16 protein-coding genes are annotated in these 12,069 nt (G+C 65.6%); 5 read left to right on the plus strand and 11 right to left on the minus strand.

The window, feature by feature from the left end:
* Positions 1-281 precede the first annotated feature (281 nt).
* The 5 genes from RMCN_RS15080 to RMCN_RS15100 form a co-directional block, all read right to left on the minus strand.
* Positions 282-1,688: an Rv0964c family protein gene (locus tag RMCN_RS15080; RefSeq protein WP_131808552.1), complete on the minus strand. Its 1,407-nt coding sequence runs from the start codon at positions 1,686-1,688 to the stop codon at positions 282-284.
* Between the two features lie 8 nt (positions 1,689-1,696).
* A complete protein-coding gene (locus RMCN_RS15085; RefSeq protein ID WP_084377414.1) occupies positions 1,697-2,020 on the minus strand; it encodes a WXG100 family type VII secretion target in 324 nt (107 codons plus the stop codon).
* A gap of 60 nt (positions 2,021-2,080) precedes the next feature.
* Positions 2,081-3,328 (minus strand): winged helix-turn-helix domain-containing protein, encoded by a 1,248-nt coding sequence (locus tag RMCN_RS15090; RefSeq protein WP_067390473.1) that lies wholly within the window; start codon positions 3,326-3,328, stop codon positions 2,081-2,083.
* A 107-nt stretch (positions 3,329-3,435) separates the two neighbouring features.
* Positions 3,436-3,924 carry a dihydrofolate reductase gene (locus tag RMCN_RS15095; RefSeq protein ID WP_064415001.1) on the minus strand — a complete coding sequence of 163 codons (489 nt, stop codon included), beginning with the start codon at positions 3,922-3,924 and terminating at the stop codon, positions 3,436-3,438.
* Positions 3,914-4,672: a thymidylate synthase gene (locus tag RMCN_RS15100; RefSeq protein WP_067391171.1), complete on the minus strand. Its 759-nt coding sequence runs from the start codon at positions 4,670-4,672 to the stop codon at positions 3,914-3,916. Before RMCN_RS15100 ends, RMCN_RS15095 begins: the two co-directional genes overlap by 11 nt.
* A gap of 97 nt (positions 4,673-4,769) precedes the next feature.
* On the opposite strand from RMCN_RS15100, the gene RMCN_RS15105 reads away from it, so the two are divergent.
* Together RMCN_RS15105 and RMCN_RS15110 are read left to right on the plus strand one after the other, a co-directional pair.
* Complete coding sequence (locus tag RMCN_RS15105; protein ID WP_064415000.1) at positions 4,770-5,510, plus strand: dienelactone hydrolase family protein; 741 nt, start codon at positions 4,770-4,772, stop codon at positions 5,508-5,510.
* Positions 5,511-5,567: 57 nt separating this feature from the next.
* Complete coding sequence (locus RMCN_RS15110) at positions 5,568-6,491, plus strand: HpcH/HpaI aldolase/citrate lyase family protein (protein WP_064414999.1); 924 nt, start codon at positions 5,568-5,570, stop codon at positions 6,489-6,491.
* On the opposite strand, the gene RMCN_RS15115 is transcribed toward RMCN_RS15110, so the two are convergent.
* Positions 6,485-6,940, minus strand: a complete 456-nt coding sequence (locus tag RMCN_RS15115; protein ID WP_067390475.1) for a hypothetical protein — start codon at positions 6,938-6,940, stop codon at positions 6,485-6,487. The genes RMCN_RS15110 and RMCN_RS15115 overlap by 7 nt on opposite strands.
* A gap of 41 nt (positions 6,941-6,981) precedes the next feature.
* On the minus strand, positions 6,982-7,428 hold the full coding sequence (locus RMCN_RS15120) for a MarR family winged helix-turn-helix transcriptional regulator (RefSeq protein ID WP_064414997.1): 447 nt from the start codon (positions 7,426-7,428) through the stop codon (positions 6,982-6,984).
* A 69-nt stretch (positions 7,429-7,497) separates the two neighbouring features.
* On the opposite strand from RMCN_RS15120, the gene RMCN_RS15125 reads away from it, so the two are divergent.
* The gene (locus RMCN_RS15125) at positions 7,498-7,938 is read left to right on the plus strand and encodes a DUF1398 family protein (protein WP_067390478.1); all 441 of its coding nucleotides are present in this window, start codon (positions 7,498-7,500) and stop codon (positions 7,936-7,938) included.
* Between the two features lie 3 nt (positions 7,939-7,941).
* Here the strand turns inward: RMCN_RS15125 and RMCN_RS15130 are convergent, their stop codons facing one another.
* The 3 genes from RMCN_RS15130 to dapB are packed head-to-tail and all read right to left on the minus strand — an operon-like array spanning position 7,942 to position 9,595.
* Complete coding sequence (locus RMCN_RS15130) at positions 7,942-8,343, minus strand: flavodoxin family protein (RefSeq protein ID WP_110765863.1); 402 nt, start codon at positions 8,341-8,343, stop codon at positions 7,942-7,944.
* A 50-nt stretch (positions 8,344-8,393) separates the two neighbouring features.
* Positions 8,394-8,861, minus strand: a complete 468-nt coding sequence (locus RMCN_RS15135; RefSeq protein ID WP_067390481.1) for a hypothetical protein — start codon at positions 8,859-8,861, stop codon at positions 8,394-8,396.
* Positions 8,861-9,595, minus strand: a complete 735-nt coding sequence (gene dapB, locus RMCN_RS15140) for a 4-hydroxy-tetrahydrodipicolinate reductase (RefSeq protein ID WP_067390484.1) — start codon at positions 9,593-9,595, stop codon at positions 8,861-8,863. Before dapB ends, RMCN_RS15135 begins: the two co-directional genes overlap by 1 nt.
* Between dapB and RMCN_RS15145 the strand changes: the two genes are divergently transcribed.
* A complete protein-coding gene (locus tag RMCN_RS15145) occupies positions 9,594-10,208 on the plus strand; it encodes a YflT domain-containing protein (RefSeq protein ID WP_234787670.1) in 615 nt (204 codons plus the stop codon). The two genes, dapB and RMCN_RS15145, sit on opposite strands and share 2 nt — an antisense overlap.
* Before the next feature lie 18 nt (positions 10,209-10,226).
* Here RMCN_RS15145 and aldR read toward each other — a convergent pair whose 3' ends face one another.
* Entirely contained in the window at positions 10,227-10,742 is a 516-nt protein-coding gene (aldR, locus tag RMCN_RS15150) for an HTH-type transcriptional regulator AldR (protein WP_067390488.1), read from the minus strand.
* Between the two features lie 88 nt (positions 10,743-10,830).
* On the opposite strand from aldR, the gene ald reads away from it, so the two are divergent.
* Positions 10,831-11,946: an alanine dehydrogenase gene (gene ald / locus RMCN_RS15155; RefSeq protein ID WP_067390490.1), complete on the plus strand. Its 1,116-nt coding sequence runs from the start codon at positions 10,831-10,833 to the stop codon at positions 11,944-11,946.
* Positions 11,947-12,069: the final 123 nt, after the last annotated feature.

Consider the following 12,069-nt stretch of genomic DNA (forward strand, 5'->3'; position numbering starts at 1 on the left):
GCACGAAGCGACTTCTACGCCCGGCGAACGCCAGCGCAACACCGACCACAGCGATCGCCGGCACCGCGACTGGCCACGCAGCCCATATCAACGCCGGGCCGTAGAGGCTCAGCCCGAACACGAACCCGAGGACGTACTCCCCTCCTGAGGCGGCCCCGTTGACAACGAATCGCCCTGCCGTCAGAAGACCGGCTACGAGGCACGCTGCTGCTGCCACGAGAGCGATGGATACTCCGATCTCCCGAAGGGACGGCGAACGTCCGGTTGTGGCGACCACGGACCTATCTTCCTTTGGCGACTGTTGGCAGTCGACCGGCGGTCGGATCCTGCAACTCGGTCGCGTGGGCACTGAAGGGATCTCCACCCCAGGGTGTGAGGTTTTCCAGTTCCCACTTCCAACTTGGGATGTCGGGTTCAACGAAGGGGATGGTCGCATCGCCAACCCAGTGGTGGCGGCTGAGGCTGGTCGCCGGGCCTAGTTCGCTACCCGAGTTGGCTGGATCCCATTGGAGTTCTACGGGCTCGGCGTAATCGCGGTACTGGTAGGTCTCCATGCTCGGGTAAATGGTCGTGTTGCCTCCGAGACTTACCGCACCATTCTCCGCGGGAGCGAAGGTCACGCGACCGTTCACCGTCACGCCAGCCGCCTTGGCCGCGGGGTTCTCGTATGAATCGTGGGCGTTGTAGTCAATAGTGATCCGACCATCGGGCGCTTCGAGAACATTGACCTGGGGAACGGCTGCAAGCGCGCCGCCTCGCTCTCCGTCGACTGCGACGGTTGGATTTTGTCGTGCGACGACAACGCCGTTCTCGTAATCGAGCAGGATCGTCACGCGCGACGCTTCAATGTCGGCATTCGGATCCGGTCCACGGTTGTCGCCCAAATTGTCTGGGAATAACCGACCGTTGGCGATGTCAGTCCCGTCCATGGCGACATTCTGGACCTTCTCAGCCGGGATGAAGAGGTTGGTCCGGACAAGTCCCCGACCCGGTTGCGGCGTGAAAGACCCTGCCACCACTTCCGCGTCGACACCGAGATTCCTCGGCTGATATGACCCGGGGTCGAGCGCAGCCGCCATACGCCAGTCATTGGGCGAGGCGGGGTCGCGACCGTAGACCTCGCGGAACGCATTGCGGCGGTTGAGCTCTCGTTCAGGAGTGACGTTCTCCGCGCCGATGCTCGGAAATCGATCACCAGTCGCCGATGACAGAACCCGCGCAAGTTCGTCGTCTGTCGACTCAGCATGCATCAACACAGCAGCGATGCGATTCCGGAGGTCGGCCACCTTCGCATTCGCCTTGACGACCTCCTCCGTGGACCATCCGACGGTATCGGGTGGAAGAACGGTGTTGGTGTTGGTCACTATCTCGATTGCCGGCGACTCGGCGGCATATGCAAGAAGCTCTCTGACTTCACTCTTTACAGCCTTTGCATCGTCGTACGCACGTGCGGCGCCAACGGCGACGAGAAACGCCTCTCGCGCGGAGATCTCGAGGCTATTGCGGCTCTCGCTGATCGCTTCTCGAGCGGCTTCTGCGGCATCCCCGCTCCACTGAGTGAACGCCGGCAGGTTACGAAGCTCGTCAGCCTTCTCGCGACTGGTCCGAGCCCGAGCAGCCGCGGCCTGCGAGACCTCATGGATCTCGTCAGGTTCCCAAAACTGTATGTCCGCGAGCGAAATGGACACGCGTTAGCTCACAGTCCTAGGTCGCGCAGACTGGGGTCGGCTTCGTCAATCGCAGAGGCTGATTCTGAGTCAGTTTCGAGGTAGCTGGCTGCAGCTGAACGAAAATCGTGGCCGCGTTCAACCAGATCAGTGTAGTGACGAGCGCTTTCTTCTTCCCATTGCGCCGCCTTCGCCGCCAGTGCGACCGCGCTCCCGCCGATCCAGCCACGCTGAGCTGCAGATATCCGCAAATGCGCGGAATTATGGCGAGCACGCAACTCGTCGGCGGTCATATCAATGTGCCGCGCTGTCTTATCCAGAGCTGGCACATCGACTTTCAGTTCGTCACTCATTCCATGCACACAAGTTGGCTAACGAGAAGCACTGATTGTTTGCTGGACAACCTACCACCATCAGGTGACTGCACCGGACACAAAATCCTTCGGCTGCTGAAATCGGCGCAAGTCGTCGACCAAGTCGCCGTTTGCGCCGACCGTGACGTCGGCCAAGCCGAGCCACGCCGCCATGGTCCGCAGTTCGTCGGCCAACGCCGGGGCGACTCGCGACCGCTCCGCGCCCTCTTCCACGAACGCGCCAACAACATGCAGCGCGTCGCCGGCCCGATCAGCCTTCAAGTCCACCCGACCAACCAGTTCACCGTCGAGCAGAAACGGCCACACGTAATACCCGTACTGGCGCTTGGGCGCCGGTGTGTAGATCTCGATCCGGTACTTGAATCCGCCGAACAGGCGCTCGACGCGTGGCCGAAAGAAGATCAGCGGGTCGAACGGGCATAGCAGCGCCGTTCCGCGGTCGCTGCGCGGAATGGTCTGTCCCGCGCGCAGGTACGCCGGCCCCTTCCAGCCGTCGACCTGAACCGGTTCCAGCTCGCCGTCCGCGACCAACTTCGCGATGGCCGGTTTCACCTGCGCCGGCGACAACCGGAAGTAGTCCCGGATGTCCTGTTCGGTTCCCACGCCCAGCGCGCCGGAGGCCCTCAGCACCAGCTCCCTCACTGCGTCCGCCTCGTCGACCTCGCGCGCGAGCACCTCCGGCGGCAGCACCCGCTCGGACAGGTCGTAGTGCCGCGCGAACCCGACCCGCGTCGCGGTCGTCAGCACTCCCGACGCGAACAACGCCTCGGTCACCCACTTCGTGTCGCTGCGGTCCCACCACGGACCTTTGCGGCCCCGTTGCTCCGCACCCAGATGCGCTTCTATCTGCCCCGCGGTCGACGGGCCCAGCTCGGTGACCGCGCGGACCACCTCGTCGGCCAGCTTGGCGTTCTTCTTGACGATCTCCTTGCCCCACCGGCCGTGGGTGTACTCGCGCATCCGCCACCGCAGCAGCGGCCAGTCGTCGACCGCCATCAGCGCCGCCTCGTGCGCCCAATACTCGACCAGCATCCGCGGTGACCGCGCCGAATGGCTCCACGCCGCCCTGTCGAGCACGTCGCGGTCGTAGGGCCCGAGCCGGCTGAACACCGGCGCATAGTGGGCGCGCACCGACACCGACACCGAATCCAACTGCAACACCTGGATCCGGGAGATCAGCCTTCGCAGGTGCGCGCGGGTGACCGAGCCCCGCGGGCGCGGTTCGGCCCGACCCTGCGCGGCGACGGCGACACGGCGCGCCTGGTCGGCCGTGAGTTTCCTCGGCACCCCGCCATGGTGCCCGACACCACCGACATCCCCGTCCGCCAGCGCTCAGTTACTACGCAATCCGCGGTGAAACCGTCCCCAGCTGAGCGGGTTTTCGGCGAAAACCGTCAGCGCCGCCGGTAGCTGTAGAACCGGTAGCGCAGACCCGATGTGCTGGTCAGCCAGTCCCCCGCCGCGCCGATCCAGGACTCGTCGAGCACCGGGGCCATCACGTCGGCGTCCTGACGCGGCAGGTCGATCTCGATCTCGGTCACCTCGCAGCGCGTGGCGATCGGCAGGGCCGCCGTGTAGATCTGCGCGCCGCCGATCACCCAGACCGGATCGTCGGTCAGCGCGTCGTCCAGCGATGCGACCACTTCTGCTCCCTCGGCCGCATAGTCGGGCCGGTGGGTGAGCACCACGTTGCGACGCCCGGGTAGCGGACGGACCTTGGCGGGCAGCGACTCCCACGTCAACCGGCCCATCACCACGGTGTGCCCCATCGTCAGTTCCTTGAACCGGGCCTGATCCTCGGGCAGGCGCCACGGGATACCGCCGCCGCGGCCGATGACACCCGAACTGGACTGCGCCCAGATGAGCCCGACGTCAGACCGCAACCGGGGCCTTGATCGCCGGGTGCGGATCGTAATTGAGGATGGCGACGTCTTCGTAGGTGTAGTCGAAGATCGAATCCCGCGGCGCGAGAACGAGTTCCGGGTAAGGGCGGGGATCGCGGCTGAGCTGCAATCGCACCTGCTCGACGTGATTGTCGTAGATGTGGCAGTCCCCGCCCGTCCAGATGAACTCGCCGACCGCCAGCCCGGCCTGCGCCGCCATCATGTGGGTCAACAGCGCGTAGCTGGCGATGTTGAACGGCACCCCGAGAAACAGATCGGCGCTGCGCTGATACAGCTGGCACGACAGTTTGCCGTCGGCGACGTAGAACTGGAAGAACGCGTGGCACGGCGGCAGCGCCATCTGCGGAATCTCCCCGACGTTCCATGCCGAGACGATGTTGCGGCGCGAGTCGGGATCGGACTTCAACAGCTCCAGCGCTGCGCTGATCTGGTCGATGTGCTCACCCGACGGTGTCGGCCAGGAACGCCACTGTACGCCGTATACAGGGCCGAGATCCCCTGTCGGAGAGGCCCATTCGTCCCAGATGGTGACGCCGCGCTCCTGCAGCCAGCGGACGTTCGAGTCACCGCGCAAGAACCACAGCAGCTCGTAGATGATCGACTTGGTGTGCACCTTCTTGGTGGTGATCAGCGGAAAACCGGCCGCGAGGTCATAGCGCATCTGGTGGCCGAACACGCTGCGGGTGCCCGTGCCGGTGCGGTCGGACTTCGGCGTCCCGCGCTCCATCACCAGCCGCAGGAGGTCCTCATACGGCGCGCTCAAGGATCCAGCGATCGGCACGCCGGTCAGCTTACTTCCAGACCCGCCGAGTAGAACGGAGGCCATGCCGAGTATCTCCGCGACCGTCACCACTCCCGACGGCACCTGCCCTGTCACCCTGCACACCCCGAACGGTCCCGGACCGTGGACCGGTGTCGTCATGTACGTCGACGCCGGCGGCGTCCGCGACACCTTCCAGGAAATGGCCGCGCGGCTGGCCGGCTTCGGCCACGCCGTGCTGCTCCCCGATGTGTACTACCGCCACGGCGACTGGGAACCGTTCGACATGCGGACCGCGTTCACCGACGCGAAGCAGCGCAGTCGCCTGTTCTCGATGATCTCCTCGATCACCCCCGACATGATGGCCTCCGACGCCGCGGCGTTCTTCGACTTCCTGCAGTCCCGGCCCGAGGTCAAAGGTGACGCATTCGGCGTCTGCGGCTACTGCATGGGCGGGCGCACCTCGGTGATCGTCGCCGGCCGGGTGCCCGATCGGGTCGCCGCGGCGGGATCGTTCCACGCCGGTGGGCTGGTCACCGACGAACCCACCAGCCCGCACCTGCTCGCCGACCGGATGAAGGCCACCGTCTACGTCGCCGGCGCCGAGAAGGACCAGAGCTTCACGACCGCGCACGCCGAGACCCTCGACAAGGCTCTGACCGCGGCGAACGTCGCCCACACGGTGGAGTTCTATCCCGCCGGCCACGGCTTCGCGGTGCCCGACAACGCCCCGTACGACGAAGAGGCCGCCCAGCGGCACTGGATTGCTCTGCAGGAGCTCTTCGAATCCGCTCTGCCCGATTGAGGTGCATTTGACCGGGTCCGGACACACCCTGCCGGGGCGATACGCGACGATGATCCGATGGACGTTTCGGATCACGGCGCTCACGCGGACCATGAGGACGTCGGCTCGCGTATCGACCCGGTGCTGGCCCGCAGCTGGCTGCTGGTGAACGGCGCACAGTACGACCGGTTCGCGCCTGCCGTGCGGTCCCGAGCCGACATCGTCGTCCTGGACATCGAGGACGCGGTCGCGCCGAAGGACAAGACCGCGGCCCGCGAAAACGTCGTCCGCTGGCTGACCGAGGGCAACACCGACTGGGTCCGCGTCAACGGGTTCGGCACGCCGTGGTGGGCCGACGACCTCGCGGCGCTGGCGAAGACGTCGGTCGGTGGGGTCATGCTCGCGATGGTCGAATCCGTCGACCACGTCACCGAAACCGCCAACCGGCTCCCGGGTGTGCCGATCGTCGCGCTGGTCGAAACCGCCCGGGGGCTCGAGCGCATCACCGCCATCGCCGCCGCGAAGGGCACGTTCCGGCTGGCCTTCGGCATCGGCGACTTCCGGCGCGACACCGGCTTCGGCGAGAGTCCGACCACCCTCGCCTACGCGCGGTCGCGGTTCACCATCGCGGCCAAGGCCGCCCACCTGCCGAGCGCGATCGACGGTCCCACGGTCGGTTCGAGTGCGCTCAAGCTCAGCGAGGCCACGGCGGTGTCCGTCGAATTCGGCATGACGGGCAAGATCTGCCTGACACCCGAGCAGTGCACCACCGTCAACGAGGGGCTCTCCCCGTCGCCCGAGGAAATCGCCTGGGCCAAAGAGTTTTTCGTCGAGTTCGACCGCGACGGCGGTGAGATCCGCAACGGGTCCGATCTACCCCGTATCGCGAGAGCGAACAAGATCCTCGATCTGGCCCGCGCGTACGGCATCGAGGTGTCGGAGTTCGACGACGTCGACGATCCGGCGCACATCCCGGCTCCGTCGGACACCTACCACTACTGAGGACGACGTCTGCGCAGCAACATCTGCAGCGACCGCAGCAGACCGCGTGCAGCGTAGATCCCGGCGACGATCGTCGCGAGGATCATCACGATGAACATCAGCAGCCAGTTCGTCCGGTCGTGGTCGACGTTCCACCAGACGATGGTGAACAGGATCGCGCAGACGAACACCACGATGTCGCGCCAGTTGCCGCGGTACGACATCGCCGCCAGCCGCAGGTCGCGGCTGCGCTCGGCGGCGCTGATCATGTCTTCGATGCGATGGTCGATGCTGGCTTTCAGCCGCGCCTTGAGTTCGGGCTGGTCGTCGGGTATGCGCTCGAGCAGGTCCATGTCCTTGGTGATCATTCCGCGGAAGTCAGGTCCGCGGAGGTTGCCCGCGGCGATTCCGAGCAGCGCGCCGCCGGCGAGTGGCGCTGCGCCCAGGGCGAGTTCGGCGATTCCCGGCATGGCTAATCCTCCATCAACGTGGCGGCCAACGGTCGTGATGGTTACCTTATGGGCGCTCGATCTTGCAGCGCGGTGATCATCCGTTGTATCGCCTCGCGCGTCGCCTGCAGCGTCGAAGGCTCCAATGCGTCGGCAAGTCGATTGTTGACGACGAGCGCACGTTCGGTGATTCCCCGCAGAACACGATGGCCTTCGGCGGTTGGCGCCAAGAGAGGCGATGTGCGGTGGTCGGGGTTGGGTCTGAATTCGCCGAGGCCGGCAGCGACCAGATCGTTGGCAACCCTTTGCACCCCCTGACGTGTGACCCCGAGGCGGCGAGCGGCTTGCGGCACGGTCAGCGGTAGTTCAGAGACCGCGCTGAGCAACTGCCATCGCGCCTGCGTCTGCCCCTCGCCGGCCGCGATGGCTTCACCTGAGCGCCGCAAGAGCCCGGCGAGTTCGTATACGTCTGCGATCAGCAGTGCCATCTCATCCGCGCTGTTATCCATTTGATAATATGTTGTCATTATGGTTCATAATTGTCAATCAGCTCGAGTTGTGACTGGAATCGGAGGAACATGAGCGCAGCAATAGCGAATCTTCAAGCGGCACAGCGTGATGCCGTTGCGCGTCGTCCACCGGTCCAGGGCTTCCCGCATCTGGCTGAAACGATGCGGCGCGCCGGTGTCCGAATCAATACCTGGTGGCTTCCAGCGATGCACAGCCTGTATGAGACCGATCTCGGTCCAGTCTGCATCCAGGACGTGCCCCTGGTCGACGGCATGTCGGAGGTGCCACCGTTCAACCAAGAGGCGCTCGTCGCCGCGCTGCGCGCCGACCAGGCGGGTGAGACCAGTTTTCGAGAGTTTGCCGCAGCGGCGTGGCGAGCCGGCGTTCTCCGCTATGTCGTCGACCTCGAGAATCGCACCTGCACCTACTTCGGCCTACACCATCGGTCGTACGTCGAACACTATGCTGCAGTGAGGATTTGCGACAATCCAGGAGCCTCTGAAGCTTGACAGCTATTCCATCAGCTGAGCAGCGACTGTTGCGCCGAGGTTCCAGCAGGCTTCGACGTCGGCCTTGGTCGGCTTACCCATGACAAGAACCGTCTCCGCAGCCTGCACCCAGCCAAGCCCAGTAGTGATGGCCATGAGACCCCGCTCGGCTCCCTCGGTGCCCTCGTTGCCGTGAATGTAGGCCCCGAACGACCGTCCTTGGGTGGTGTCGAGCAGTTGGTAGTACGACTGGTCGAAGGCATGCTTGAGGGCACCGCTGAGATATCCGAGGTTGGCGGGCGTGCCCAGCAGATAGCCGTCAGCCTCCAACATCTCGACCGGAGACACCGTGAGCGCTGGTCGGCGCACCACTTCCACGCCTTCGATCTCCGGATCGGTTGCGCCTGCCACGACCGCCTCGAGCATCTCTTGGCAGTGTGGCGACGGAGTGTGATGGATGATCAACAACGTTTTGCTCACGGCTCGCGCTCTTCCATCTCGACCGCTCTCTTCATCGCTTCGCGCGCCCGGCTGCGGTCACCGGCGTAGTCGTAGGCACGCGCCAGTCGATACCACCGTCGCCAGTTCTGCGGGTCGTTTTCCAGCTCCGCACGCACGGTGACGAACAGCGCGTCGGCGGCCTCACGCTGGATTCGCCCCGACGGCATCCGGGGCAGCGCGCTGACGTCGAGCTCCATCCCCTCGTCGTGGACGATCCGCGCGAGCCGCTGATGGGCCAGGCCCGCGCGCAGTGTGCTGAGCATCGCCCACAGCCCGATCAGCGGGAGCACCATCAGCGCCAGCCCCAAGCCCACGGCCGCGGGCTCTCCGGTCGTGACGAATGCCATCGCCAGGCGCCCGAGCAGCACGAAGTACACGACCAGCGCGACACACATGAAGCCGATCAGCAGTTGGATGCGCAGGACGCGGCCGCCGTCGGCCATCAGAGGTCGAGGAGCGGCTCGATACCCACGGTGAGCCCCGGCCGTTCGGCCACCCTGCGCACCGCCAGCAGGACTCCGGGCACGAAGGAGGTCCGGTCCAGGCTGTCGTGCCGGATGGTCAGCGTCTCCCCTTGTGTGCCGAACAGCACCTCCTGATGGGCGACCAGCCCCGCCAGGCGCACCGAATGAACTGGAACACCGTCGACGTCGGCGCCCCGCGCACCGTCGAGACCCGTGCTGGTGGCATCGGGGTTGGGCGGCATGCCTTTTCGCGCCTCGGCGATGAGTCGCGCGGTGCGCGCCGCGGTACCGGACGGGGCGTCGGCCTTGTGCGGATGGTGCAGTTCGATGACTTCGACCGATTCGAAATGCCGCGCGGCCTGCTGTGCGAAATGCATTGACAGCACCGCGCCGATCGCGAAGTTCGGCGCGATCAGGACCGCCGCGCCCGGTTTGGTGTCCAGCCATGCCCGGACCGTGGCCAGCCGCTCGTCGGTGAACCCGGTGGTGCCGACGACGGCGTGTATCCCGTTCTCGATGAGGAACTCGAGGTTGTCCATCACGACGTCGGGATGGGTGAAGTCGATGACGACCTCGGTCTGGCTGTCGGTCAGCAGGCTCAACGGATCGCCCGCGTCGACTCCCGCGGTGAAGGTCAGGTCTTCGGCGGCTTGCACGGCCTCGACCATCGTCGCGCCGACCTTGCCCTTTGCGCCCAGCACTCCGACTCGCATGGCGTCACCTTATCCACCCGGGGTCGACGCTGATCGAAGCGACCGAATCGCCGCATTCGGCGGCAATGCCGCGGGAAAGCGGGTAACCATTCATGACGGCACACCGGAACGACAGCAGATGGAGTTCGAAGTGACGGATATGAGTGGACGGCCCGAGCAGCAGGTGGGTGACCAGCGGCCCGCTCGCCAGGTCATCGCGACGTTCGACAACTATGCCGACGCGCAACGGCTGGTGGACCGCATGTCCGACGGTGGCTTCCCCGTCGAGCACGTGCGCATCATCGGCGACGACCTGCGCACGGTCGAGCGCATCACGGGACGTATGACCAAGGGACGGGCGGCGTTCGCCGGCGCGGCCAGCGGCGCCTGGTTCGGGTTGTTCATCGGCTTGCTCTTCGCCATTTTCACCGTGGGGCCGGTCTGGATCGTGACGATGCTGATCGCATTGGCGATCGGGGCGTTTTGGGGTGCGGTTTTCGGGTTCGTCGCGCATGTGGCGACCCGAGGCGAACGGGACTTCTCCAGCGTCGAGTCACTCGAAGCCCGCCGGTACGAGGTGTGCGTGCCGCCTCAGTATGCCGCCGAGGCGGCACGCTATACCCAAACCGCCTGAGCGGCAACGCTTCCGCGGCTACAGTGGTGACGCCCCCCGCAGGTGTTCGAAGATCAGCGACGTCTGCGTACCGGCCACGTCGGCGTCGGCGTTGAGGTTCTCCACCACGAACGACCGCAGGTCGTCGGTGTCACGCGCGGCGACGTGGAGGATGAAGTCGTCGGCACCCGCGAGAAAGTACACGTCCATCACCTGCGGTCTGCGCCGGATCTGCTGAATGAAGCTGTGGATCCTGCCGCGAGCGCTGGACTGCAGGCTCACCGAGATCATCGCCTGTAGCGGGAGACCGATGGCGCCCGGATCGATGTCGGTGTAGAAACCGCGGATCACCCCCGCCTCCTGAAGGCGCCGCACCCTGCCATGGCATGTCGACGGCGCAATCCCGACCGCCTCGGCAAGTGCGCTGTTCGGCATGCGCGCGTCGCGGTGTAGCGCGGTGAGAATCCGGCGGTCGACGTCATCGAGGGGAACCGGGCGAACATCCTTCGGGTCCGCACCGCCAGAAGTACGTGACAATGAAGATGCTTCGTCCATAGTGCGAATGTACAGAATTTCAAGCACAGCAATTGCTGATCACACGAAGCTTCTTCACACTGAGTACACATTCAGCAGAGGAGCGGTCATGCGTGTCGGCATTCCGACCGAGATCAAGAACAACGAATACCGGGTCGCGATCACCCCGGCCGGCGTCGCCGAGCTCGTGCACCGCGGTCACGAGGTGATCATTCAGTCGGGTGCGGGTGAGGGTTCGGCGATCTCGGACGCCGACTTCAAACGCGCGGGCGCCCAGCTCATCAACGGCGCCGACGAGGTATGGGCCCAGGCCGACCTCCTGCTCAAGGTCAAGGAGCCGATCGGCGCCGAATACGAGCGCATGCGCCGTGGTCAGACGCTGTTCACCTACCTGCATCTGGCGGCATCGCGGCCGTGCACCGAAGCCCTGCTGGCTTCCGGGACGACGTCGATCGCCTACGAAACCGTTCAGGCCGCCGACGGCGCCCTACCGCTGCTGGCCCCGATGAGCGAGGTTGCCGGGCGGTTGGCGGCCCAGGTCGGGGCCTACCACCTGATGCGCAGCCACGGAGGCCGCGGCGTCCTGATGGGCGGCGTGCCGGGCGTGGCTCCCGCCGACGTCGTCGTGATCGGCGGCGGCACCGCCGGCGCCAACGCCGCGCGGGTCGCGACGGGCATGGGCGCACACGTCACCGTGTTCGACGTCAGTCTCACCAAGCTGCGCGCCGTGGACGCGGAGTTCGGCGGCCGCGTGCAGACCCGCTACTCGTCGATCCTGGAGCTCGAGGACGCGGTGAAGGACGCCGACCTCGCCATCGGCGCGGTCCTGGTGCCGGGCGCCAAAGCCCCCACTTTGGTTTCGAATTCGACTGTCGCTCATATGAAGCCCGGTGCGGTGCTGGTCGACATCGCCATCGACCAGGGCGGGTGCTTCGAGGATTCGCATCCGACCACGCACGACGACCCGACGTATGCCGTACACGACACGATCTTCTACTGCGTCGCCAATATGCCCGGCGCCGTGCCCCGCACGTCGACCTTCGCGCTGACCAACGCCACCATGCCGTACGTGCTCAAGCTGGCCGAGCTGGGCTGGCGTGCGGCGTGCCGGGCCGACGCCTCGCTTGCGAGGGGTTTGTCCACACACGACGGCGCCCTGCTGTCCGAACAGGTCGCCGTCGACCTCGACCTGCCGTATACGGATCCGTCGCCGATGCTGCTCTGACCCCGATCTCCGCGTGTTTGCCCGGCACCCTTAAACGTGCCGGTGCAAAAAGATAGGGATTCGCCCGATTCCTCCGTCGCGCTCGATGCCATACGGTTTAGTCCAGCGGCTGGCGCTCAGTGC

This window comes from Mycolicibacterium novocastrense, assembly GCF_001570485.1.
Classification (GTDB): Bacteria; Actinomycetota; Actinomycetes; order Mycobacteriales; family Mycobacteriaceae; genus Mycobacterium; species Mycobacterium novocastrense.

Coding starts and splice junctions, on each gene's coding strand:
- dapB (WP_067390484.1), bottom strand. CDS start 9,595: ATGCGAGTCGGAGTGCTGGGCGCAAAGGGCAAGGTCGGCGCGACGATG.
- RMCN_RS15105 (WP_064415000.1), top strand. CDS start 4,770: ATGCCGAGTATCTCCGCGACCGTCACCACTCCCGACGGCACCTGCCCT.
- aldR (WP_067390488.1), bottom strand. CDS start 10,742: ATGGACGAAGCATCTTCATTGTCACGTACTTCTGGCGGTGCGGACCCG.
- RMCN_RS15135 (WP_067390481.1), bottom strand. CDS start 8,861: ATGGCCGACGGCGGCCGCGTCCTGCGCATCCAACTGCTGATCGGCTTC.
- RMCN_RS15100 (WP_067391171.1), bottom strand. CDS start 4,672: ATGGAGCGCGGGACGCCGAAGTCCGACCGCACCGGCACGGGCACCCGC.
- RMCN_RS15120 (WP_064414997.1), bottom strand. CDS start 7,428: ATGGATAACAGCGCGGATGAGATGGCACTGCTGATCGCAGACGTATAC.
- RMCN_RS15145 (WP_234787670.1), top strand. CDS start 9,594: ATGGCGTCACCTTATCCACCCGGGGTCGACGCTGATCGAAGCGACCGA.
- RMCN_RS15110 (WP_064414999.1), top strand. CDS start 5,568: ATGGACGTTTCGGATCACGGCGCTCACGCGGACCATGAGGACGTCGGC.
- RMCN_RS15125 (WP_067390478.1), top strand. CDS start 7,498: ATGAGCGCAGCAATAGCGAATCTTCAAGCGGCACAGCGTGATGCCGTT.
- RMCN_RS15115 (WP_067390475.1), bottom strand. CDS start 6,940: ATGCCGGGAATCGCCGAACTCGCCCTGGGCGCAGCGCCACTCGCCGGC.
- RMCN_RS15085 (WP_084377414.1), bottom strand. CDS start 2,020: ATGAGTGACGAACTGAAAGTCGATGTGCCAGCTCTGGATAAGACAGCG.
- ald (WP_067390490.1), top strand. CDS start 10,831: ATGCGTGTCGGCATTCCGACCGAGATCAAGAACAACGAATACCGGGTC.
- RMCN_RS15130 (WP_110765863.1), bottom strand. CDS start 8,343: ATGCTCGAGGCGGTCGTGGCAGGCGCAACCGATCCGGAGATCGAAGGC.